Below are 22,740 nucleotides of genomic sequence, written 5' to 3'. Positions count from 1 at the left end.
GTTCGCGCGCTCTCGGCGCGTTCGTGTTCTGCGTTCAAAGAGAAGTTTGTCGCCCGTGAAGCTCCTTCCGACCTCGTTCCGCTTGTCGCGGAAGCTTCTGATCATCGTCGCCGGTGTCGTCGTGCTGACGGGCGCGTCGGGCGCTGCCGCGATCTTCGTCGGGCGCGAAACGCTGCTTGGCCCTTCGACGGAACAGGTTTCCGGCGCCGCCTGCACGACGGTCACCACCGTGCGGCTCGACCGCAACGGGCAGCACTGGCTGCGCAAATATGTGCGCTCCGATGCCAAGGACGGGGCTGTGCGCATCAAGACGGCGCTGCGCGTCGCCGGCGCCGTGTCCAATCACGAGGACGCCGATCTCTACCAGATCATCCTGCTCGATGCGAGCGGCCCCGTGAACCGCGCCGACATGCGCGGCCGCGCCATCGGCGCCGAGGTGCTTTTCGCCCGCGACCCGTCTTCAATCCCCGGCATGACGGCGCCGTTCGTCGCGCGCTACACGGACGGCACACCCGCCGGCAACGGCGAATTCTATGGCGAACGCAAGGAACTATCGCTGGACGAGATCAAGACCATCGTCACGGCGATGGACGAGCGGGCCGACTGCGTCGATCCGAATGCGGTGGCGGAAGAAGCCGGCGGCCATGGCGAGGCGAAAGCCGAAGGCGGCCACGAAGCGCCGGCCGAAGGCCATGCTGCGGAAGGCGAGGGCGGTGGCGAGCATGCCGCCGCTGAAGAAGGCTCGCATGAGGTCGCCGCGAGCGAACACTGACGCCCGGGTTCTCGGAGCCCGTAGCGACACCCCCCTCTGCCCTGCCGGGCATCTCCCCCTCAAGGGGGGAGATCGGCAAGAAGCAAGAATTTCACTTATTTCGCAGCGTCAGAGATGGGCAATAGGCTGCTCCATCCAATCTCCCCCCTTGAGGGGGAGATGCCCGGCAGGGCAGAGGGGGGTGCCTCGCCCTCAGGGAATGGCTTCAGTCCGCCTTCGCGCGCCGCGCCGGGAAGAGGATGACGTCGCGGATCGACGGGGCGTTGGTGAGCAGCATGATCAGGCGGTCGACGCCGACGCCGAGGCCGCCGGCAGGGGGCATGCCCTGGTCGATGGCATCCAGGAATTCGTCGTCGAGCTGCTTGGCCTTCTCACCGCGGGCATGCGCCTGCTCGAGCTGCTCGACCATGCGGGCGCGCTGCTCTTCCGGGTCGTTGAGCTCGGAAAAGGCGTTGCCGAGTTCCCAGGTGTTGCAATAGGTCTCGAAACGCTCGACGAGGCGCGGTTCGCCCGGCACTTCCTTGGCGAAAGGAGAAATGTCCTTCGGGAAATGCGTGACATGGCTCGGCTGGATCAGCGTGCCCTCGACCTTTTCCTCGAAGATGAAGGCAAGGCATTCGCCCCAGGTCCAGTCCTTCTCGACTTCGAAGCCGGCCGCCTTGGCGGCGGCGCGGGCTTCCTCGTCGGTCTTGATGGCGAGGAAGTCGATGCCGGTCGCTTCCTTGACGGCATCCGGCATCGGCACGCGCTTGAACGGGCCCTTGAAGGAGATTTCCTTGTCGCCATAGGCGAATTCCGTCGAGCCGTGGATTTTCACCGCCAGCTCGGCGAACATGCGCTCCACGAGGTCCATGATGTCCTCGTAGTCGGCATAGGCCCAGTAGCACTCCATCATGGTGAATTCGGGATTGTGCCGGGTGGACACGCCCTCGTTGCGGAAGTTGCGGTTGATCTCGAACACCTTGTCGGTCAGGCCGGAGACCAGCGTGCGCTTCAGGAACAGTTCGGGCGCGATGCGCAGGAACATGTCGAGCTTCAGTGTGTTGTGGTGCGTCTTGAAGGGCTCGGCCGTCGCGCCGCCATAGACGGAGTGCAGCATCGGCGTCTCGACTTCCATGAAGCCGTCGTTTTCCATGAAGCGGCGGATGCCCGAGACGATCTTCGAACGCTGCTGGAAGCGCAGCTTCGATTCCTCGTTGGTCATGATGTCCAGGTGGCGCTTGCGGTAGCGGATTTCCACGTCGGCCACGCCATGCCACTTTTCCGGCATCGGCAGCAGGGTCTTCGTCAGCATGACGATCTCCTGCGCATTGATCGTCAGCTCGCCGCGCTTGGTGCGGCGCACGACGCCGGTGACGCCGATGATGTCGCCGAGGTCGATCATCGGCAGTAGCGCGCGGGCTTCTTCGGGCGTCGTGTCCTTGTGCGAAAAGATCTGGATCTTTCCCGAGGCGTCATGGATATCCATGAACATGCCGGAATTGCGCGAGGAATAGACGCGGCCGGCAACCGTCACGACGTCGCCGCTCTCGGTGTCGAGTTCCAGCGTCTCGTATTTCTCCGCGAGCTCGGCATTGGTCATCGTGCGATGGAAATGCGCCGGATAGACGTCGCCGATGGTCTGGCGCAGCTGGTCGAGCTTCTGGCGGCGGACTTCCGTCGGGTCGGAGGAAAGGCCGGTTTCTGTCTTCGTGTCGGTCATCGTCTCTAGTCCTTACTTTCCGCTTCCAACCATCGAGGCCACCACCTGCGCCGCCACTTTCAGGCGCTGGCGCACGACGGAGCGGCCGAGGATGGCCATGCTGTCGAACAGCGGCAGCGAGCGCGACGAGCCGGAGACGGCAACGAAGAGCGGGGCCACCACGACCTTCAGCTTCTTGCCCAGCCGGTCGGCGCTCAAGCGCAGTTCCGCCTCGATGCTCTCGACGGTCCATTCCGGCATCTTTTCGAGATCGGGCTGGACCTGGTTCAGCACTTCCAGAATTTCCTCCGGCGTGGACTTCACCTTGGCGAAGGCTTCGGGCGTCAGGCCGAGATCGGACTTCAGCAGGAAGCCGGTGAGGTCGGGCAGTTCGCCGAGCTTGGAGATGCGCGACTGCGAGAGCTTGAGGCCCTGGCGGATGCGGTCGTTTTCCATCGCCCAGGTCAGCACGCGCGCCGTGAATTCCTCTTCCGTCAGCTGCTCGCGCAGCCAGCGGCCGTTCAGCCAGTCGAGCTTCTGGATGTCGAAGATCGCGCCGGCCTTGGAGAGGTTTTCCGGATCGAACTTTTCGGCCAGCTGATCCATGGTCAGCAGCTCTTCACCCTCGGCGATCTGGATGAAGAACAGGCCCAAAAAGTTCATCAGCGCTTCCGGCAGGTAGCCGAGCGCGGAATAATAGGAGATCGAGGTCGGGTTCTTGCGCTTGGACAGCTTCGACTTGTCGTGATTGCGCATCAGCGACAGGTGCATGAAGACCGGCGGTTCGAGGCCGAGATATTGGTAGATGAGGATGTGCTTCGGCACGGAGGCGAGCCACTCCTCGCCGCGCGCCACATGAGTGATCTTCATCAGGTGGTCGTCGACCACATTCGCCATGTGATAGGTTGGCATGCCGTCGGCCTTGAGCAGGACCTGCATGTCGACGGCATCCCACGGGATTTCGACCGGGCCGTAAACGCCGTCGACGAACTTGCAGGAGCCCTCGGTCGGGATCTTCATGCGCACGACATGCGGCTCGCCGGCGTCGACGCGCTTGGTCACTTCTTCCGCGGAGAGGTGCAGGCAGAGGCCGTCATATTTCGGCGGCTTGCCGCTCGCGCGCTGGGCTTCGCGCATCTCGGTCAGCCGTTCGGGCGTGCAGAAACAGTTGAAGCCGTGGCCGTTGGCGACGATCTTGTCGACATAGGGACGGTACATGTCCTTGCGGTCGGACTGGCGGTAGGGGCCGTAGGGGCCGCCGATATCCGGGCCTTCCGACCATTCGAGGCCGCACCATTTCAGCGCGTCCAGCACCTTCTGCTCGAATTCCGGCGTCGAGCGCGTGGCGTCCGTATCCTCGATGCGCAGGATGAAGGTGCCGTTGTGCTTCTTCGCGAAGAGATAGTTGAACAGCGCGATATAGGCAGTGCCGACATGCGGCTCGCCGGTCGGGGAAGGTGCGATGCGTACGCGAACGCCGGAGGCGGTTCCGGAAGTGCTCATGATATGGCCCGTCTTGACTTATGGGAGGGAGAGCCCGGTTTTGTGCCGTTTCACACGGCGGAAAGAGGCTTTCCGTTGGGCTGGGTTGAGACCATATTCAGCCCGGCGCGTCAAGAAAAACTCCGACGGCCCTATTTGAGCGGCCAGACGGCGAGCAGCGTCGGCACGCTGACGATGACGATGAGGACCGAAAGCGGCAGGCCGACGCGCGGATAATCGGCGAACTTGTAGCCGCCCGGCCCCATGACCAGCGTGTTGCACTGGTGACCGACCGGGGTGAGGAAGTCGCAGCCAGCGCCGATAGCGACCGCCATCAGGAAGGCCTCGGGCCGATAGCCGAGCGCTCCGGCGAAACTGGCGGCGATCGGCGCCATGACCAGCACGGTCGCGGCATTGTTGAGGAAGGGCGTCACCGCCATGGCCGTGAGCAGGATCAGCGCCAGGGCGCCGAAGGGCGGCAGGTGTACGGCGACATTGCCGAGCCAGCCGGCGATGAGTTCGCTGGCGCCGGTCGTGCGCAGGCTGTCGGAGACGGGGATGAGGGCGGCGAGCATGACGAGGATCGGCCCGTCGAGCGCGGTATAGGCCTCGCGCAACGGCACGGCCTTGAACAGCACCATGGCGACGGCGGCGGCGAAGAAGCCGGTCGCGACCGGCACGACGCCGAGCGCGGTCGAAGCCATGGCGGCGATCAGGATCAGTACGGGGATGATCGCCCGGCGGGGTGCGCCGAGCAGGATCTCGCGCTGGGCGAGCGGAAGCAGGCCGAGTTCCGGCAGCAACGTCGGCAGCGTGCGGTTGTTGCCCTGGACCACGATCATGTCGCCGGGGCGAAGCCGCACCTCGGAGAGTTTTTCGCGCAGGCGCTGGCCTTGCCGGCTGACCGCGAGCAGGTTGATGCCGTAGGAATGGAACAGCGCGATGCTGCGCGCCGAAATGTCGATGAGGCGGCTGTCATTGCCGACGACGGCCTCGATGGCGCTGATCTCGCCCTCTTCGCCCCGTCCGGCGCGGATCGGCTTGCCGGAAAGCGTCAGGCCCGTGGCCGAGACCACCTTGTCGAGCGCGTCGGCCGTGCCCTCCATCAGGATCGTGTCGTTGACGGCGAGGCGCACATCCGGCAGCGGTGCCAGGTGCACATGGCCGCGGATGATGGCGGTGGCGATGACCTCGCCGTCGCCGTTCTTCAAGATCTCGTTCAGGGACTTGCCGACCGAGGGCGAGCCTTCCTCCGCCGTGGCGTCGGAGGAATAGGCCGCCGCCTCCAGCGATTCCTCGATGCTGGCGCTGCTGTTTTCGCGCTCCGGCACGATGCGGTTGAAGAACAGCATGAAGAGCACACCGCAGACCGTCAACGTCGCGCCGACGGGGGTGAAATCGAACATGGTGAAGCTCTCGCCGGTGATCTCCTGGCGAAGGCGCGAAACGACGATGTTGGGCGAGGTGCCGATCTGGGTCATCAGGCCGCCGAGCAGGGCGGCAAAGGCCATCGGCATCAGGAATTTCGACGCCGGCGTGCGGGATTTCCTGGCGAACTGGAAGGCGAGCGGCATCATGATGGCGAGCGCGCCGATATTCTTGATGAAGGCCGACAGCACCGCGACGGAGACGAGCAGCAGCGCAAGCTGGGCCCGCCGTTCGGTGAGGTTCGGGAAGAAGCGCTTGACCGCGAGATTGACGATGCCGGAGCGCGCCACCGCAGCACTCACCATCAGCGCGCTGCCGACGATGATGACGATATCGTCGCTGAAGCCGGAAAAGGCCTTGTCGAAGGGCACGATGCCCAGCGCCAGCGCAAGGAGCAGCGAACAGCAGGCGACAAGATCGTAGCGAAACCGTCCCCAGATGAACGCCGCCATCATTGCAGCGATGACGACGAAGGCGAAGGTCTGCTCGATTGTCATACTGTTTGTGGCCCATGCGGCAAGACTATGCTCTGCATGAATTCCGTCAGAGCCTTTTCGGTTCCACCGTTAAACGACGAAAACCATTCATCAATTTTAGCGGAACAATCCCGCCGACCAAACGCTTCTCCAGGAGAAGGCGGGTCGTGTCAACCGGACGCGGCGGGGATGGAGAACACGGGAATTTTTCCGGTTTCTTCCCGTGGCCAACGAAACGGCAGGCGAGCTTCCAACCCGTCCGCCTCGTCTTCGGCACCCTTCAAGAAAGAACCGGCGGGATGATGTCCCGCCGGTTTTGTCATTAGTGGGTGGTGGTTCCCTGTTTCTTCTGGCGCGCGCGCCGCGAGATCATGTTCAGGATCTCGACAAGGGCCGAGAAGGTCATGGCGGCGTAGACGTAGCCCTTCGGCACGTGGAAGCCCATGCCTTCGGCAATCAGCGTCGTGCCGATCATCAGGAGGAAGGCGAGCGCCAGCATGACGATCGTCGGGTTCTTCTCGATGAAGTTGGCGAGCGGGTTGGCGGCCAGCAGCATGACCGCGACGGCGACGACGACGGCAACCACCATGATCGGCAGGTGCGGCGTCATGCCGACGGCGGTGATGATGCTGTCGACCGAGAAGACGAGGTCGAGCAGCAGGATCTGGCCGATCGCTGCCGAAAACGACGAGGTCACCGCGCCGCCCACCATGTCTTCCTTGTGGTCGACGGGATCGACATTGTGGTGGATCTCCTTCGTCGCCTTCCAGACGAGGAAGAGACCACCGGCGATCAGGATCATGTCCTTCCACGAGAATCCGTGGCCGAAGGCCTCGAAGACCGGCGTGGTGAGCTGGACGATCCAGGCGATGGTGCCGAGCAGACCGAGGCGCATGATCAGTGCGAGCCCGATGCCGATGCGCCGCGCCTGCACGCGATGTTCGGGTGGCAGCTTGTTCGTCAGGATCGAGATGAAGATAAGGTTGTCGATGCCGAGAACGACTTCCATCACGATCAGCGTGATGAGCGCAATCCAGGCGGCCGGGTCTTGCAGGAGCGCAAGAATACTGTCCATCCGGTCTTCCTCTCCATGAATACGGTTTTTTGAGAATGGCCTCCCGTATTTATGCAGATTTCAACCGCTGGCAAGAAGGCCGGCCGCGCTCGGTGCGGATTTCACGTATTCTTCATCGGATCGGCGAGCGGAAGCCAGATTTCCACCCGTCCGAGCCCGGTTTCCGGGTCGAAATCCTCGCCATAGAATTCGAGCACGTCCGGGAAGGAGCCGACTTTTCGGCCGGAGGCGGGCAGCCACGTGCGGAAAGCGGCGTCGACCGTCGCCGGAATGCCGTTGACATGGCCCTGGTGCAGGAAGATCGCCCAGGTCTGTGCCGGTAGCGTGACCGTCTCGAATTCCGTGGGCAGGTCGTCGTCCGTCGAGACGCGGGCGCCGGCGAGGTAGCGGAAGCCGGCCTTGCCGTCGGAAAGCATGGTGCAGAGGCCATAGGCTGTCTTGTCGATCTGGCCCGGTATATGGCCGAAATAGCCGTTGAACTTCTGCCAGAGTGCCGGAATGCCGGCGGCCTTGCCGGGCTCGAAATCGGCGGCGAGGCCGGTAATGATGAAGGCGTCGAGTTTTTCGATGCGCGGGGCGGGCAGGTCGGTTTTCTCGATGGTGGACATGCGGATGGGCTCCTGAAGCGTGAGGCCGGTGAGATCGCCCCTCGCGCGCAGGGCTTCGGGCGTCAGGCCGAATTCCTCGCGGAAGGCGCGGGTGAATGCCTCATGGGAGCCGTAGCCGGCATCGAGCGCCACCGCCAAAATATCCTCGGCACCCGCGGCAAGCTGCCGGGCCGCCTCGGAAAGGCGGCGGGCGCGCAGATAGCGGTTGAGGTTCTGGCCGGTCATCTCGCCGAAGCGCCGCGACAGGTGGTGGCGCGACATGCCGGCCATCGCGGCGATTTCGGAGAGCGCGATGGCGCGGCCGAAATGGCTTTCGATGAACCAGATGGCTTTGGCAACGGGATGCATGGCTGTGTCGCTCCTCATGGACAGCCATCTTATGGCGTCCCCCGGGGCTCGTCACTTGATCGCGGTTGCGCGTTTAGGCCTTCGCGCCATAGGCGGCCAGGAAGACCCGGATCGCGGAGACGACATTCTTCTCGATCATGGCCCGCGGCGGCACTTCCTCCATGGATCCGAAGATGCGTGGCTTGAAGAGACCGACCGTGGTGAGTTCGATGAACTGCTTGGCGGCATGCGCGGTATCGTCGCAGATGACGATGCCGGCTGTGACCTGGCGGTCGAGATAATCCTGCAGCACCGAGACCGGATTGATCGCCGAGGCCGAGAAGAAGCGGCTGCAGAGTTTCGGCAGACGATGGTTTGCGGCGATCACCATGCGCATGGCGCGGATCGTCTGGTCCGCCGTCATATGGGTGGCGAAGAGCATGCCGAAATCGTGCAGCGCCTTGTCGAGCGGCTGGTCGTTATCGAGCGCATGGCGCACGGTTTCGGTCAGTTTCCGGCGCTCGCGCTCGATCATGTCGCCGAACAGGTCTTCCTTGTTCTCGAAATAGACGTAGATCGTGCCCTTCGAGACGCCGGCCGCGCGCGTGATGTCGTTCATGCTGGCGGCCTCGAAGCCCTGTTCCATGAACACGCGTTTCGCCCCGTCGAGGATCTGCTCGCGCTTGGCGGGATCCTCGCCGGCGACGCGGCGGCCCGTCGGCGGGGCGGCCAGTTTTTCTTCCGTCGTCTGCATCTCCGTTTTCCGTGCTCGCAACCTGGTATAAACTATTTCGAACCGGTCGGTTCGATTTCCTCTTGATATGCGCGAGAAAGAGGTCTATGTCAAATCGAACCGAACGGTTCAGTTCGGAATTTTTATCCCAGAGATGGTGGCACGTCCATGTCGACTACCCATGGCGCCGGCACGGCGAAGGTTCGTCCGGTCAATGATGATTTTCAGGCCGAAACCGCAGAGGCGCGGCCGGTGACGACGGCCGAAGCGGCCCCTGCCGCCGCCGTCGCCGAGCCCGAGAAGAAAAAGGGCAGCCGCCGTTTCGTGCTGCCGGTCCTCGGTCTCGCGCTTCTTGCCGCTGCCGGCTGGTACGGCCACCAGTGGTGGACGAACGGCCGCTTCATGATCTCGACGGACGACGCCTATATCGAGGGCGACATCGCCTCGATTTCTCCGAAGGTTTCCGGTTATGTCGAGGTGGTGAACGTCGTCGCCAACCAGGTCGTCAAGGCCGGCGATCCGCTCGTGACGCTGGACAACGGCGACTACCGCCTTGCCAAGGAGCAGGCCGAAGCCCAGATCGCGACGCAGAAGCTGGCGCTCGACCGTATCGACGCGCAGATCGACGGCGCCAAGGCGAGCCTCGCCCAGGCGGAAGCCCAGAAGACCGCCTATCAGGCGGCGCTCAGCGGCGCCGAAGTCGCGGAAAAGCGCGCCAAAGAGCTGAACGCCAAGGCGGTCGGCACCACCGCCTCGCTCGACAACGCCACCGTCGCGCTCGACCAGGCCAAGGCCAATCTCGTCGGTGCGGATGCCAATATCGTCGCCGCCAAGGCGAGCATCGCCGTGCTGCAAGCGCAGCGCAACGAATCCGAAAGCGAGGTCCGTTCGCTGGAACTCGCCCGCGACAAGGCGCAGCGCGACCTCGTCTTCACCGTGCTCAAGGCGCCCTATGACGGCGTCGTCGGCAATATTGCCGTGCAGGTCGGCGATCTCGTCTCGCCCGGCCAGCGGCTTGCGGCCCTCGTTCCGGTGAAGGACCTCTATATCGAGGCGAACTTCAAGGAAACGCAGATCGCCCATCTCGTGCCGGGCTCCAAGGTGCACCTGCATGTCGACGCCTATGAGGACGACGACATTCTCGGTACGGTGGATTCGATTGCGCCCGCCTCCGGTTCGGTCTTCTCGCTGCTGCCGGCGGAAAACGCCACGGGCAACTTCACCAAGGTCACGCAGCGCGTGCCCGTCCGCATCGCCATCCCCAGGGAGGCGCTGGACACGGGCAAGCTCAGGGCGGGCCTGAGCGTGGTCGTCGACGTCGACAGCCGCACGGCGCCGACTTCGACGGCGGTCGCCGCGAAGGCCGAATAGGCTTCATCCAGCAAAGGAGCGCGGGCCATGGCCGCGACCGCTCAACCGACTGCCGGCGCGATTGCGGCGGCGCCCGCCCAATCCGACAAGGTTCCCGTCCGCCGCGTCATCGCGTTCTTCGCGATGGTCTTCGGCATGTTCATGTCGATCCTCGACATCCAGATCGTTTCCGCCTCGCTTGCCGAGATCCAGGCCGGCCTGAGCGCGGGCTCGGACGAGATCGGCTGGGTGCAGACCTCCTACCTGATCGCGGAGGTCATCATGATCCCGCTGTCGGGAACGCTCGCCCGCATCGTCTCGACCCGCGTGCTGTTTGCCGTGTCTGCCGCAGGCTTCACCGCCGCAAGCGCGCTCGCCGCCACCGCGACGAATATCGACCAGATGATCGTCTACCGCGCCATCCAGGGTTTCATCGGCGGCGGCATGATCCCCTCGGTCTTCGCGGCCGCCTTCACCATCTTCCCGCCCTCCAAGCGCTCCGTCGTCTCGCCGATGATCGGTCTCGTCGCGACGCTGGCGCCGACGATCGGCCCGACGGTCGGCGGTTATCTCAGCCATGCCTTTTCCTGGCACTGGCTGTTCCTCGTCAACATCGTTCCCGGCATCATCGTGACGATCGTGACCTGGAATTTCATCGATTTCGACAAACCCCAGCTCTCGCTGATGAAGAAGTTCGACTGGCTCGGCCTTGCCGCCATGGCCGTCTTCCTCGGCGCGCTGGAATATGTGCTCGAAGAGGGCAATGCCAACGACTGGTTCAACGACGAGCACATCGTGCTCGGCGCGGTCGCCTCGGCCCTTGGCGGGTTGGTCTTCTTCTACCGGGTCTTCTCGGTCGAGTTCCCGGTGGTGGATCTGCGCGCCTTTTCCAACCGGAATTTCGCCTTCGGCTCGCTGTTTTCCTTCGTCATGGGCATCGGCCTTTACGGCCTCACCTATATCTATCCGCTCTATCTCGGCCGCATCCGCGGCTACGATTCGCTGATGATCGGCGAGACCATGTTCGTCAGCGGCCTCACCATGTTCTTCACGGCGCCCATTGCCGGGGCGCTATCGAGCCGCATGGACCCGCGGTTCATGATGATGATCGGTTTCGCGAGCTTCTCCTACGGCACGTGGATCATGAGCAGCCTCACCGTAGACTGGGATTTTTACGAGCTGCTCGTGCCGCAGATCCTGCGCGGTTTCGGCCTGATGATCTGCATGGTGCCGATCAACAACGTCGCCCTCGGCACGCTGACGCCGGACAAGGTTCGCGGCGCCTCCGGCGTGTTCAACCTGACGCGCAACCTCGGCGGTGCCGTGGGTCTCGCCATCATCAACACGATCCTCACCCAGCGCCAGCAGGAGCATTATGCCCGGCTCTCCGAGCATGTGCAGTGGGGCAATCCGGAAGCCATGGACCAGATGCGCAACATGGCGGCGACCTATACGTCTCACGGCCTCGATGGTGCGACCATCGCCATCCAGAAGATGGCCGGCCTCGTGCAGCGGCAGGCGACGATCCTGTCCTTCGCGGACGTCTTCGTGCTGCTGACGGTGCTGTTCGGTTCCCTCGTGCTCTGCGCCTTCGTCATCAAGAAACCCCAGGCCGCCGGCGGCGGTGGCGGCGGGCACTGAGTCTGGAGTATGTCTGGTTCAGACTGAACCAGACATACTCCAGTTTCTTCTGTTTTCGTTTGTCTTTTCGGGAAAACCGGTTCCCACTTTTCCCTGACAAACTCTAAACGCTCAGCGTCCCGCTCATCACCGGCACGCAGGCACCGCCGATGCGGACGGTGTCCCGGTCGACGACCGCGACGGACAGAAGGCTCGGTCGCTGCATGTCGATGCCCTGCGCCACCTGGAAATGCCGCGGCATGCCGCCCGTGAGGCTGGCGATCAGCGCGCAGGCCGCGGCCGTGGCGCTTCCCGTCGCGGGGTCCTCCGGCAGGCCGTCGAAGGGCGCGAACATGCGGGCGGTGAAATCGACCGTGCCGTCGTCTTCCCGCAGCTCACGGCAGTAGAGATAGATCGCATCGGCGCCATCCGCCGGCAGGATGGCGGAAAAGGCCGAGAGGTCCGGCTTGGCGCGCTGCAAGGCCTCGCGCGTGGCGATTTCGGCGATGATGAACGGCAGGCCGACCGAGGCGATGCTGGGCTGGTGCAGGCCGAGCGCGATATCCGCCTCTGACAACGACAGGCAGGCGGCAACGCTTTCGGGCGCGATGCTGCGCCCGACCGAAAGCGGCTGCGGCGCCGTCAGTTGAACCTGATCGACTTCACCCTCCTCGCGCAGGATCTGCGCCCGCACGAGCCCCGCGGCTTCCTCGAAAACGAATTCCTCCACTGGTCCGGCCTCTTCCATCGCCGCCAGTACATAGGCCGTGCCGACATTGGGATGTCCGGCGAAGGGCACCTCGACGGTGGGTGTGAAGATGCGCACATGCGCCGTGTGCCGGTCATCTTTCGGGCGCAGCACGAAGCTCGTCTCGGAATAGTTGAATTCCCGAGCGACCATCTGCATCTCTTCGCTGGTCAGGCCGTCCGCATCGAGCACCACGGCGAGCGGATTGCCGCCGAACCGGGTCCGGGTGAACACATCGACCGTGTGAAAACGCAGCTTCATCATCCGCCTCCCTGAAAACATTGTGGTAACAAGTGTGAAGGCATGGCTCAAGGTCGCGCCGTGCGGGCTCTGTACGATGGCGTGGTTCTGCCGCAAAATGCGAGGGATCAGTTTGCGCCGGAGACCTGCATGCCCTTCCAGCCCACCCGCCGCCATCTCCTGACCGGGGCCGCCGGCCTCGGTCTGTCCTTCGCCTTGCCCCGCATGCCTCTTCTGGCGCAGACCGCGCGGCCGGCGACGGATGCGACCTTCCTGTTCTCCTGCGACGTGCATGCCTGCCTCGTCTCGGCCGACAGCCTCAGCCCCAATTGTGCGGATGAGGGCAAGACGGATGCGGCGCTGCTCCGGCATGTCTCCGCAGTGAACGCCGTCGGCGGCCTCGTCTGGCCGGCGGAGATCGACGGCAAACCGTCCGGTCTTGCGAGCGCCGGCACGCGCATCGCCGCGCCGCTCGGTCTCGTGCTCGGCGGCGACATGACGGATGATGGCGGCGGGCAGGTGAAGGTGCCGGGCGAGGGGCGGCAACTCCAGCAATTCGCCAGCCGCTACCAGCAGGGCACCGGTCCGGACCGCGTGCACTATCCGGTCTATAACGGCCTCGGCAATCACGATCTCGACCAGGACGGCGTGCCGCCGCATCCCGACTGGTATCGCCGCGAACTGCGCGACTATGTCGAGCTGAACCACCGCTCGACCGTGTTCTACAAGGCGCCCGTGCCGGTGACGAACTACGACATCGATTCCGACAACTATTCCTGGGATTGGGGCGGGCTGCATCTTGTGCAGCTCCAGCGTTTCGGCGGGGACGACACGAAGGGCGCGATCAGCGGCCTGCCCTGGCTCCAGCAGGATCTCGCCACCTACGCCGCGGATGGCCGGCCGGTCGTGCTCTTCCAACATTACGGCTGGGACCAGTTTTCCACGGAGCACTGGGACCCGGCGGCAAAGACCTTCGATCCGCATGGCGCGGGGCCGGCGCATTGGTGGACGGACGAGGAGCGCGCCGGCCTCATCGCCACGCTGAAAAACCACAATGTCGTCGGCATCTTCCACGGCCACGAACATCCGACGCCGATGATCTACAACCGCGAGGGCTATGACATCTTCAAGCCGATCGCGACCTTCCTCGGCGGCTTCGCGCTGGTGCGCATCACCGACACGATCATGGATGTGGCACTCGCCCACGCCGGGCAAAACCCGGGCGACGTCGTCTTCACCCACGCGTTCAGCAAGCGCCTCTAAAGCGAAAAATGCGCTCGAATCCTCCGCGTGAAAATTTCTGATTTACGTACATCAAAAATTCCTCTAAGGGTCTCGGCACGGAGGAGAGATGAGACCCACGGTTCACGATATTGCCGATACGGCGGGCGTCAGCCTTGCGACGGTCGACCGCGTTTTGAACGACCGGCCGGGTGTGCGCGGCGTGACGAAGGCCAAGGTCGAGGCGGCGATTGCATCCCTCGGCTATGTGCGCGACGTGGCGGCGGCGAACCTGGCGAAGAGCCGCGTCTATCCGCTCGTCTTCATCCTGCCTGCGGGCGACAATCCCTTCATGCGCGGGCTGGAGGCGGAGGTTCGGCGCGCCGGCTTTCATTCGGCGGCCGAGCGCACGCGGCTTTCCGTGGTTCCGGTTTCGGCCTTCGATGCAACGGCCCTGGTCGCCGCGATCGATGCCGCCATCGCCGAGCAGGTCTCCGGCATTGCGGCCGTCGCGGTCGATGCGCCGGAGGTTGCGGCGGCGATCGGCCGGGCGCACGCGGCCGGCATTCCCTTCGTCACGCTCGTCTCGGATCTCGCAAATTCCGGCCGCGATCATTTCGTCGGCGTCGATAACGTCGCCGCCGGCCGCACTGCGGGTAGCCTGATGGGCCGTTTTCTCGGCAATCGGCCAGGCCCCGTCGCGGTGCTCGCCGGCTCGATGCGCGTACGCGACCATCGCGAACGCCTCGACGGCTTCCTCGCCACGATTGCGGACATGCCGGTCGGCCGCGCTGTGTTGCCGGTGCTGGAAGGGCAGGACGATCCGGGACTGTCGCTGTCGCTGGTTGCCGGCTGCCTGGAATCGACCCCGGATCTCGCCGGCATCTACAGCCTCGGCGCCGGCAACCAGGGCCTCGTCGCGGCGCTCGCCGACAGGACGGATCTCTGCGTCATCGCCCACGAGCTGACGGCCCAGACCCGCGCAGCCCTCGAAACCGGCATCATCGACGCCGTGCTCAACCAGGATGCCGGCCACGAGGTGCGCAGCGCCATCCGCGTGCTGCGCGCCAAGGCGGACGGCCTGCCGGTCATTGCCGCGCAGGAGCGCATCCGCCTCGACATCTTCATCAAGGACAACCTCCCGGCCGGCCCGGACGAGGACGATAACAACTAGGGAGCAAGACCATGTATCTCGGGATCGACCTCGGCACGTCCGGCGTCAAGGCCATGCTGATCGCCGCCGACCAGGCCGTGATCGGCTCCGCCTCCAGCAAGGAGGTCGCGACCACCCGCCCGCATGCCGGCTGGTCGGAACAGGACCCGGCCGACTGGATTCGCGCGACGGAGGAGGCGATCGCCGGCCTGCGCGCCGCCTATCCCACGGAACTGGCGGCGGTGCGCGGCATCGGCCTTTCCGGCCACATGCACGGCGCGACCCTGCTCGATGGCGAGGACAAGGTGCTGCGCCCCTGCATCATGTGGAACGACACGCGCAGCCACCGCGAGGCAGCGGCGCTCGATGCGGACCCGCGCTTTCGCAAGATCACCGGCAACATCGTTTTCCCCGGTTTCACCGCACCCAAACTCGCCTGGGTGAAGGAGAACGAGCCGGATCTCTTCGCCAAGATCCGCTGGGTCCTGCTGCCGAAGGATTTTTTGCGCGTCTGGCTTACCGGCGAACACATGTCGGAAATGTCGGATTCCGCCGGCACCGCCTGGCTCGATACGGGTGCCCGCAAATGGTCCGGTGACTTGCTCGCCGCGACCGGGCTCGAAGAGCGCCAGATGCCGACGCTTGTCGAAGGCACGGACGCCGCCGGCATCCTGCGGCCGGAGCTGGCTGCGAAATGGGGGCTTGGCGAGGGCATCGTCGTTGCCGGCGGGGCAGGGGACAATGCAGCCTCGGCCTGCGGTATGGGCACGGTGCGCGAGGGCGCCGCCTTCGTCTCGCTCGGCACCTCCGGTGTGCTCTTCGCCGCCAATGCGACATACCTGCCGAACCCTGAAAGCGCCGTGCACGCTTTCTGCCACGCGCTGCCGAACACCTGGCACCAGATGGGCGTCATCCTCTCGGCGACCGACGCGCTGAACTGGCATTCGCGCGTCACCGGCGCCTCCGCCGCCGATCTCACCGGGGAACTCGGCGAGGAACTCAAGGCACCGTCCGGCGTCACCTTCCTGCCCTACCTCTCCGGCGAACGCACGCCGCACAACGACGCGGCGATCCGCGCCGCCTTCCTTGGCCTCGGCCATGAGAGCGGCCGCGCGGTGCTGACGCAGGCGGTGCTGGAAGGCGTGTCCTTCGCCATCCGCGACAGCCTGGAAGCGCTGAAATCCGCCGGCACGCAGCTTTCCCGCGTCACCGCCATCGGCGGCGGCTCGCGTTCGCGCTACTGGCTGAAATCCATCGCCACCGCGCTGGATCTGCCCGTCGACCTGCCGGCAGACGGCGATTTCGGTGCCGCTTTCGGCGCCGCCCGCCTCGGCCTCATCGCCGCGACGGGGGCCGACCCGGTCGCGGTGTGCAGCGCGCCTGCGACGGCCGAGACCATCGAACCCGAGACGGCGCTGACTGCCGCCTACGAGGACGCCTACCAGCGCTACCGCCGCCTCTACCCGGCGATCCGCGCCGCTTATTGATCAACAAACACACCAGAGGAGACCACCCATGGCCACCGGCTTCTTCGGCGATACGCCCAAGATCAAATATGAAGGCCCGGAGAGCACCAATCCGCTCGCCTTCCGTCACTACAATCCCGACGAGATCGTCGCGGGCAAGCGCATGGAAGACCATCTGCGCTTCGCCGTCGCCTATTGGCACACCTTCGTCTGGCCGGGCGGCGATCCCTTCGGCGGGCAGACGTTCCAGCGTCCGTGGTTCGAGGATTCGATCCAGGCGGCGAAACTGAAGGCGGACGTCGCCTTCGAATTCTTCCAACTGCTCGGCGTGCCCTTCTACTGCTTCCACGATGCCGACGTGCGGCCAGAAGGCAAGGATTTCGTCGAGAACACCAGGAACCTCAACGAGATCGTCGATTATTTCGAGAGGAAGCAGGCCGAGACCGGCGTCAAGCTGCTCTGGGGCACCGCCAACCTCTTCTCCAACCGCCGCTACATGGGCGGTGCGGCGACGAATCCCGATCCGGACGTCTTCGCTTTTGGAGCCGCGACGGTGAAGACCTGCCTCGATGCCACGCATCGGCTCGGCGGCGAAAACTATGTGCTGTGGGGTGGTCGCGAAGGCTACGAGACCCTGCTCAACACCAATATCGGCCAGGAGCTCGACCAGCTCGGCCGCTTCGTCAACATGGTCGTCGAATACAAGCACAAGATCGGTTTCAACGGCGCGATCCTCATCGAGCCGAAGCCGCAGGAGCCGACCAAGCACCAGTACGACTACGACGTCGCGACGGTCTACGGCTTCCTCAAGAAGTACGGCCTTGAGAACGAGGTGAAGCTCAACATCGAGCAGGGCCACGCCATCCTCGCCGGCCATTCCTTCGAGCATGAGCTGGCGCTTGCCAACGCGCTCGGCGTTTTCGGTTCCATCGACATGAACCGCAACGACTACCAGTCCGGCTGGGATACCGACCAGTTCCCCAACAATGTACCGGAAATGGCGCTGGCCTACTACCAGGTCCTCGCCGGCGGCGGCTTCACGTCGGGTGGCACCAACTTCGACGCCAAACTACGCCGCCAGTCGATCGACCCGGCGGATCTGTTGATCGGCCATATCGGCGGCATGGATTGCTGCGCGCGCGGCCTGCGGGCGGCGGCGAAGATGATCGAGGACAAGGCGCTCTCCGCGCCGCTCGCCGATCGTTATGCCGGCTGGCAGAAGCCCGAGGCGCAAAAGATCCTGTCCGGCGGCTCCTCGCTGGAAGCGCTGGAAGCCTACGTGCTCAAGGACGGCATCAATCCCGAGCCGCGTTCCGGCAAGCAGGAGCTTCTGGAAAACGTGGTCAACCGCTACGTCTGAGCCACCGGCAATGCTGGACGATAACAAGAGGGCGCCCTTGTGGCGCCCTTCTACCGTTTCTGGAACCGTCGCGAAGGCGCTGAAACCGAGTTGCGCACGATCAAATCCGGTCGCAGCAGGATTTCCGTTTCCTGCGGTTCGCTGCCGGACAGCAGCTCCAGCAGCAGCGCCATGGCGCTTTTGCCGATGGCGGTGCGCGGCTGGCGGATCGTGGTGAGCGAAGGGGTCATGAAGGTCGCCTGCGGCACGTCGTCGAAGCCGGTGACGGAAAAGTCACCGGGAATGTCGTAGCCGCGGGCGCCCAGGCCGATCATCACGCCGATCGCCGTCTGGTCGTTGACGCACATGAAGGCGGTGGGCAGCGTGTCGCGCATGAAGAGTTGCTCGAGCGCGAGGCGCCCGCTTTCGATCGTGCCGTCACCCTCGATGATCATGCGGTCGCCGGCCGGGACGCCGGCGGCGTCGAGCCCCGCATCGTAGCCTTCGCGGCGGCGGCTGTAGGCGAGGCGCGTGCGCGAATCGCCGATGAAGGCGATCTTGCGGTGTCCCTCGGCGACCAGCAGATCGACCGCCTTGCGCGCGCCCTCGATATCGTCGACGCCGACATAGGGAATGCCGCCCTTGTAGACGGGCTCGAAGACGCCGACGCTCGGCGGCAGGCGGGCCGTCATGCTCTGGTGGCCGAAGGGGAGGATGCCGGTGAACAGGATCAGCCCGGCCGCCTGGTTGGAATTGAGGAATTTCAGGTATTCGAGCCCACGCTGCGGGTCGTTGTGGGTATGGCCGATCAGGATGCCGTAGCCGTGCGACCGCGCCTCGTTTTCCAGGCCCACTAGGATGTTGGAGAAATTCGGATCGCCGATATCGGGCGCCACGACGAGGATCATGTTCGAGCGGCCGAGGCGCAGGCTGCGCGCCATCGCGTTTGTCGTATAGCCGGTGATGGCGATCGCCTGGTTGACCTTCAGCCGCGTCGAGTTCGCCACCTTTTCCGGCATGTGGATCGCCCGGGAAACGGTCGCGATCGAGACCTGCGCGATCCGCGCAACATCTTCGATCGTGGCGGGGCTGGACGTCGACACTCTGGTTCTCACTCGGCGATGGCAATTCCAGAAAAGTGCGACGCGGTTTTGAGTCGGGAATTGCCTGAATAAAGGAATTGCGGGGACACTACACAGACTTGTCCGGGGGTCAAACGGCGGCTGGTAAAAAATGCTGATATCCCATGATGTAAACCTTTACATAGGTCATGTAAAGGTTTACATCATGGCGCAAGCGGTCGAGGAGCCGCAGGGAGGAAATCATGAATCCGGAGGCTGCCGACGGGGTTCCCGTCGTTCTCGCCGCGCGTCGCGTCAGCAAGTCGTTCAGCGGCGTGCAGGTGCTTTTCAGCGTCAATTTCGAGCTTCGCGCCGGTGAAATCCATGCTCTCATGGGAGAGAATGGTGCCGGAAAGTCGACGCTTGTGAAGATCCTCTCCGGCTTCGAGCAGCCGACATCCGGCGAAATCCTTTTCGACGGCCAGCCGGTAAAGCTGCCGCCGAACGGGCAGGCCGAGCATCTCGGCATCGTCATCATCCACCAGGAATTCAACCTCGCCGAGCACCTGACCGTGACCGAGAGCCTGTTCCTCGGGCGCGAAGTGACGCGCTACGGCATGCTCGACCGCAAGTTCATGCGCGGCGAGACGCGCCGCGTGCTCGACCAGCTCGGCTCGCATGTCGACGAGAATGCGATGATCAGTTCGCTGTCGATCGCCGACAAGCAGATGGTCGAGATCGCCAAGGCGATCAGCCGCGATGCGCGCATCATCTTCATGGACGAGCCGACCGCCGTTCTCTCCCGCGAAGAAACCAATTACCTGTTCCGCCAGGTGCGTAAGCTGCGCGAGAAGGGCACGTCCTTCGTTTTCGTGTCGCACAAGCTCCACGAGGTGATGGAACTCACCGACCGCGTCACGGTGCTGCGCGACGGACAATGGATCAAGACGGCGCCGACCAGCATTCTCGACGGCGAATCGATCGCGCAGCTGATGGTCGGCCGCGAGCTTTCGAGCCTCTATCCGTCCAAGCAGGAGCCGAGCGTCGACGAAGAGGTGACGCTTTCCGTGGCCGGGCTCACGACGCATTACGTCAAGGATGCGAGCTTCGAGGTTCGCAAGGGCGAGATCCTCGGCTTTTCCGGCCTGATCGGCTCCGGCCGTACCGAGCTGATGGAGGCGGTGGCGGGGCTTCGCTCGCGTCTTTCCGGCGAGGTTTTGGTGCGCGGTGAGAGTGTGGCCGGCGGCGATGTGCATGCCGCCAACCGCGTCGGCATCGCCTACATGACCAAGGACCGCAAACACAAGGGCCTGCTGCTCAACTCCCGCATGACGGCGAACCTGACGCTGCAATCGCTCGATCGGCATGGCCGCTATGGCTATCTCAGCCCGAAGAGCGAGGCGGAGGCGCTGGAGCGGGCGCGCCGGCGCTTCGATATCCGCGTGCGCGACGGCCGCGTCGTCGCCGGGCGCATGTCGGGCGGCAACCAGCAGAAGCTGCTGCTCGCCAAGGTCATGGAGACCGAGCCGGAGATCATCATAATCGACGAGCCGACGCGCGGCATCGATGTCGGCACCAAGCAGCAGATCTACCACTTCATTTCCGCGCTCGCCCGCGACGGCAAGTCGATCATCGTCGTCTCTTCGGAGATGCCGGAGATCATCGGGCTGTGCACGCGCGTCGCCGTGATGCGGGAAGGGCGGATCGTCGGCATTCTCGAAGGCGAGGAAATCTCCGAACAGGAGATCATGCGCTATTCGGCAGGGTTGAAGAAGAAGGCCGCCGCCTGAGCCATCGGCCGGGCGGCATCAAAACAACAAATTCACGTCGGGGACGAACATGACGGCAGGCGAAGACGCGGTCGAAACGAAGAACAGGGGCCGCAGCTGGCGGGACATCGATCTGAGGGCCGTCGCGCCCTTTGCGGCGCTGGCGCTGCTGCTGATCGTCGGGGCGCTGGTAAACCCCAACTTCATCGGCATCAACAACCTGGCGAATGTCGCGACGCGCAGCGCCTTCATCGCGATCATCGCGGTGGGTGCCACTTTCGTCATCTCGTCGGGTGACCTCGATCTTTCCGTCGGCGCCATGGTCGCCTTCGTCGCCAGCCTCATGATCCTCTTCATGAATTCCGGCGTGATCGCGGATCCTTCCCTCATGCTGACCGTCGCGATCGTGCTCACGCTCGTCATCGGCGCAGGTTGCGGCCTTCTCAACGGCGCCATCACCACCGTGGGCAAGATCGAGCCGTTCATTGCCACGCTCGGCACGATGGGCATCTATCGCGGCCTGACGACCTGGCTGTCGCAAGGCGGCGCGATCACGCTGCGCGAGCCGGAATTGCAGGCGCTCTATCGCCCGGCCTATTTCGGCTACATCCTCGGCGTGCCCGTGCCGATCGTCGTCATCCTCGCCGTTACGGCGATCGCCGCCTTCATTCTCTACCGCACGCGCTACGGCCGCCATGTCGTGGCGGTCGGCTCGAACAGCGACGTCGCGCGCTATTCCGGCATTCCGGTCAACCGCGTGCGCACCATCGCCTTCGTCATCCAGGGGCTCTGTGTCGCGATCGCCGTGCTGCTTTACGTGCCGCGCCTCGGCTCCACCTCCGCCACCACCGGCATCCTGTGGGAATTGCAGGCGATCACCGCGGTCGTCGTCGGCGGCACGGCGCTGAAGGGCGGGGCGGGGCGCGTCTGGGGCACGATCTGCGGCGCCTTCATTCTCGAACTGGTCGGCAACATCATGCTGCTCTCCAACTTCATCAGCGAATATCTGATCGGGGCCATCCAGGGCGCGATCATCATCATTGCGATGCTCGTCCAGCGCTCGCTGGCTCGGAAGTCGTAAACCTCTAGCCGGGTCTCCAGGTCGCCCGGCCACGAAGTGAAGACCTGCTTTTGGGAGGAAAATCATGCGCAAGAAACTATTGGGCCTGACGGTTGCCGCGATGGCGCTGCTGGCCGGCGTCGTCCACGCACAGGAAGAAAAGAAAGTGACGATCGGCGTTTCGATCCCGGCCGCCGACCATGGCTGGACGTCCGGCGTCGTCTTCCATGCCGAGCGCGTCGCCAAGCTTCTCATGGCACGCAATCCCGGCCTCAACGTCATCGTTAAGACCTCGCCGGATCCGGCAAGCCAGGCCAATGCCGTGCAGGACCTCGAGACGCAGGGCATCGACGCGCTGGTCATCCTGCCGACCGATCCGGATCCGCTGGTCAATGCCATCAAGGAAGTCAAGGGCAAGGGCACGTTCGTCGCCCTCGTCGACCGCGCGCCGAGCACCAACGACAACACCGTGCGTGACCTCTATGTTGCCGGCAACAACTTCGCGCTTGGCCAGACGGCTGGCGACTACATCAAGACCACCACGCCGGAAGCTGAAGTCGTCATCATCCGCGGCATGCCGATCCCGATCGACCAGGAACGCCAGGACGGCTTCGACAAGGGCGTCGAAGGCTCCGGCGTCAAGATTCTCGATCGCCAGTACGGCAACTGGAACCGCGACGATGCCTTCAAGGTCATGCAGGACTACCTGACCAAGTACCAGAAGATCGACGTCGTATGGTGCCAGGACGACGACATGGCTGTCGGCGTTCTCCAGGCCATCGAGCAGGCCGGCCGCAAGGACATCCAGTATGTCATCGCCGGTGCCGGCTCTAAGGAAATGATCAAGAAGGTCATGGACGGCGACAAGATGATCCCGGTCGACGTGCTCTATCCGCCGGCAATGGTGGGCACGGCGCTCGAGATGACCGTCGCCAACTTCTACGGCCAGGTTCCGGTTCGCGGCGTCTACACGATCGATGCGACGCTGGTGACCAAGGACAATGCGGCGGAGTTCTACTTCCCCGATTCTCCGTTCTGATCTCGAGCCGATCGAGCCGCCCGGGAGATGACGACCCGGGCGGTTTTTCTTGCTGGTTTGCAAGCCTACGCTCCATCCTCGACGTCATCCTC

At 64.3% G+C, this 22,740-nt stretch carries 18 protein-coding genes; 10 read left to right on the top strand and 8 right to left on the bottom strand.

What is annotated here, in order from left to right; translation table 11 throughout:
* Window positions 1–55: 55 nt before the first annotated feature.
* Entirely contained in the window at window positions 56–772 is a 717-nt protein-coding gene (locus tag VGN93_RS19445; protein WP_327508725.1) for a hypothetical protein, read from the top strand.
* A 205-nt stretch (window positions 773–977) separates the two neighbouring features.
* Here VGN93_RS19445 and lysS read toward each other — a convergent pair whose 3' ends face one another.
* The 6 genes from lysS to VGN93_RS19415 all read right to left on the bottom strand — a co-directional run bounded on the left by lysS (window position 978) and on the right by VGN93_RS19415 (window position 8,603).
* A complete protein-coding gene (gene lysS / locus VGN93_RS19440) occupies window positions 978–2,474 on the bottom strand; it encodes a lysine--tRNA ligase (RefSeq protein WP_327508724.1) in 1,497 nt (498 codons plus the stop codon).
* Window positions 2,475–2,486: 12 nt separating this feature from the next.
* The gene (gene gltX, locus VGN93_RS19435; RefSeq protein ID WP_327508723.1) at window positions 2,487–3,956 is read right to left on the bottom strand and encodes a glutamate--tRNA ligase; all 1,470 of its coding nucleotides are present in this window, start codon (window positions 3,954–3,956) and stop codon (window positions 2,487–2,489) included.
* 131 nt (window positions 3,957–4,087) lie between these two features.
* The gene (locus VGN93_RS19430; protein ID WP_327508722.1) at window positions 4,088–5,860 is read right to left on the bottom strand and encodes an SLC13 family permease; all 1,773 of its coding nucleotides are present in this window, start codon (window positions 5,858–5,860) and stop codon (window positions 4,088–4,090) included.
* A gap of 301 nt (window positions 5,861–6,161) precedes the next feature.
* A complete protein-coding gene (locus VGN93_RS19425) occupies window positions 6,162–6,914 on the bottom strand; it encodes a TerC family protein (RefSeq protein WP_327508721.1) in 753 nt (250 codons plus the stop codon).
* A 101-nt stretch (window positions 6,915–7,015) separates the two neighbouring features.
* Window positions 7,016–7,870, bottom strand: coding sequence for an AraC family transcriptional regulator (locus VGN93_RS19420; RefSeq protein WP_327508915.1), 855 nt, complete (start codon window positions 7,868–7,870; stop codon window positions 7,016–7,018).
* 73 nt (window positions 7,871–7,943) lie between these two features.
* On the bottom strand, window positions 7,944–8,603 hold the full coding sequence (locus tag VGN93_RS19415; protein WP_327508720.1) for a TetR/AcrR family transcriptional regulator: 660 nt from the start codon (window positions 8,601–8,603) through the stop codon (window positions 7,944–7,946).
* A 147-nt stretch (window positions 8,604–8,750) separates the two neighbouring features.
* Here VGN93_RS19415 and VGN93_RS19410 point away from each other — a divergent pair, with 147 nt between their 5' ends.
* Together VGN93_RS19410 and VGN93_RS19405 are read left to right on the top strand one after the other, a co-directional pair.
* Entirely contained in the window at window positions 8,751–9,953 is a 1,203-nt protein-coding gene (locus VGN93_RS19410; RefSeq protein ID WP_327508719.1) for an HlyD family secretion protein, read from the top strand.
* 27 nt (window positions 9,954–9,980) lie between these two features.
* Window positions 9,981–11,573: a DHA2 family efflux MFS transporter permease subunit gene (locus tag VGN93_RS19405; RefSeq protein ID WP_327508718.1), complete on the top strand. Its 1,593-nt coding sequence runs from the start codon at window positions 9,981–9,983 to the stop codon at window positions 11,571–11,573.
* A 103-nt stretch (window positions 11,574–11,676) separates the two neighbouring features.
* On the opposite strand, the gene VGN93_RS19400 is transcribed toward VGN93_RS19405, so the two are convergent.
* The gene (locus VGN93_RS19400) at window positions 11,677–12,561 is read right to left on the bottom strand and encodes a PhzF family phenazine biosynthesis protein (protein ID WP_327508717.1); all 885 of its coding nucleotides are present in this window, start codon (window positions 12,559–12,561) and stop codon (window positions 11,677–11,679) included.
* 129 nt (window positions 12,562–12,690) lie between these two features.
* Between VGN93_RS19400 and VGN93_RS19395 the strand changes: the two genes are divergently transcribed.
* The 4 genes from VGN93_RS19395 to xylA all read left to right on the top strand — a co-directional run bounded on the left by VGN93_RS19395 (window position 12,691) and on the right by xylA (window position 17,740).
* A complete protein-coding gene (locus tag VGN93_RS19395) occupies window positions 12,691–13,803 on the top strand; it encodes a metallophosphoesterase (RefSeq protein WP_414714111.1) in 1,113 nt (370 codons plus the stop codon).
* A gap of 88 nt (window positions 13,804–13,891) precedes the next feature.
* Window positions 13,892–14,935 (top strand): LacI family DNA-binding transcriptional regulator, encoded by a 1,044-nt coding sequence (locus tag VGN93_RS19390; protein WP_327508716.1) that lies wholly within the window; start codon window positions 13,892–13,894, stop codon window positions 14,933–14,935.
* A gap of 11 nt (window positions 14,936–14,946) precedes the next feature.
* Window positions 14,947–16,401: a xylulokinase gene (gene xylB / locus VGN93_RS19385; protein WP_327508715.1), complete on the top strand. Its 1,455-nt coding sequence runs from the start codon at window positions 14,947–14,949 to the stop codon at window positions 16,399–16,401.
* A 28-nt stretch (window positions 16,402–16,429) separates the two neighbouring features.
* On the top strand, window positions 16,430–17,740 hold the full coding sequence (gene xylA / locus VGN93_RS19380) for a xylose isomerase (protein ID WP_327508714.1): 1,311 nt from the start codon (window positions 16,430–16,432) through the stop codon (window positions 17,738–17,740).
* 50 nt (window positions 17,741–17,790) lie between these two features.
* Here xylA and VGN93_RS19375 read toward each other — a convergent pair whose 3' ends face one another.
* The gene (locus VGN93_RS19375) at window positions 17,791–18,822 is read right to left on the bottom strand and encodes a LacI family DNA-binding transcriptional regulator (protein WP_319320530.1); all 1,032 of its coding nucleotides are present in this window, start codon (window positions 18,820–18,822) and stop codon (window positions 17,791–17,793) included.
* Window positions 18,823–19,043: 221 nt separating this feature from the next.
* On the opposite strand from VGN93_RS19375, the gene VGN93_RS19370 reads away from it, so the two are divergent.
* From VGN93_RS19370 to VGN93_RS19360, 3 genes are all read left to right on the top strand, one after another.
* A complete protein-coding gene (locus VGN93_RS19370; RefSeq protein WP_327508713.1) occupies window positions 19,044–20,570 on the top strand; it encodes a sugar ABC transporter ATP-binding protein in 1,527 nt (508 codons plus the stop codon).
* A 49-nt stretch (window positions 20,571–20,619) separates the two neighbouring features.
* A complete protein-coding gene (locus VGN93_RS19365) occupies window positions 20,620–21,630 on the top strand; it encodes an ABC transporter permease (RefSeq protein ID WP_319320536.1) in 1,011 nt (336 codons plus the stop codon).
* Between the two features lie 64 nt (window positions 21,631–21,694).
* The gene (locus tag VGN93_RS19360; protein ID WP_319320539.1) at window positions 21,695–22,648 is read left to right on the top strand and encodes a substrate-binding domain-containing protein; all 954 of its coding nucleotides are present in this window, start codon (window positions 21,695–21,697) and stop codon (window positions 22,646–22,648) included.
* The last annotated feature ends 92 nt before the right edge of the window (window positions 22,649–22,740 follow it).

Source organism: Shinella sp., from assembly GCF_035998705.1.
Taxonomy (GTDB): domain Bacteria; phylum Pseudomonadota; class Alphaproteobacteria; order Rhizobiales; family Rhizobiaceae; genus Shinella.
This window is presented reverse-complemented; position numbering and strand designations above follow the sequence as displayed.

Coding starts and splice junctions, on each gene's coding strand:
- lysS (WP_327508724.1), bottom strand. CDS start 2,474: ATGACCGACACGAAGACAGAAACCGGCCTTTCCTCCGACCCGACGGAA.
- gltX (WP_327508723.1), bottom strand. CDS start 3,956: ATGAGCACTTCCGGAACCGCCTCCGGCGTTCGCGTACGCATCGCACCT.
- VGN93_RS19430 (WP_327508722.1), bottom strand. CDS start 5,860: ATGACAATCGAGCAGACCTTCGCCTTCGTCGTCATCGCTGCAATGATG.
- VGN93_RS19425 (WP_327508721.1), bottom strand. CDS start 6,914: ATGGACAGTATTCTTGCGCTCCTGCAAGACCCGGCCGCCTGGATTGCG.
- VGN93_RS19420 (WP_327508915.1), bottom strand. CDS start 7,870: ATGCATCCCGTTGCCAAAGCCATCTGGTTCATCGAAAGCCATTTCGGC.
- VGN93_RS19415 (WP_327508720.1), bottom strand. CDS start 8,603: ATGCAGACGACGGAAGAAAAACTGGCCGCCCCGCCGACGGGCCGCCGC.
- VGN93_RS19410 (WP_327508719.1), top strand. CDS start 8,751: ATGTCGACTACCCATGGCGCCGGCACGGCGAAGGTTCGTCCGGTCAAT.
- VGN93_RS19405 (WP_327508718.1), top strand. CDS start 9,981: ATGGCCGCGACCGCTCAACCGACTGCCGGCGCGATTGCGGCGGCGCCC.
- VGN93_RS19400 (WP_327508717.1), bottom strand. CDS start 12,561: ATGAAGCTGCGTTTTCACACGGTCGATGTGTTCACCCGGACCCGGTTC.
- VGN93_RS19395 (WP_414714111.1), top strand. CDS start 12,691: ATGCCCTTCCAGCCCACCCGCCGCCATCTCCTGACCGGGGCCGCCGGC.
- VGN93_RS19390 (WP_327508716.1), top strand. CDS start 13,892: ATGAGACCCACGGTTCACGATATTGCCGATACGGCGGGCGTCAGCCTT.
- xylB (WP_327508715.1), top strand. CDS start 14,947: ATGTATCTCGGGATCGACCTCGGCACGTCCGGCGTCAAGGCCATGCTG.
- xylA (WP_327508714.1), top strand. CDS start 16,430: ATGGCCACCGGCTTCTTCGGCGATACGCCCAAGATCAAATATGAAGGC.
- VGN93_RS19370 (WP_327508713.1), top strand. CDS start 19,044: ATGAATCCGGAGGCTGCCGACGGGGTTCCCGTCGTTCTCGCCGCGCGT.
- VGN93_RS19365 (WP_319320536.1), top strand. CDS start 20,620: ATGACGGCAGGCGAAGACGCGGTCGAAACGAAGAACAGGGGCCGCAGC.
- VGN93_RS19360 (WP_319320539.1), top strand. CDS start 21,695: ATGCGCAAGAAACTATTGGGCCTGACGGTTGCCGCGATGGCGCTGCTG.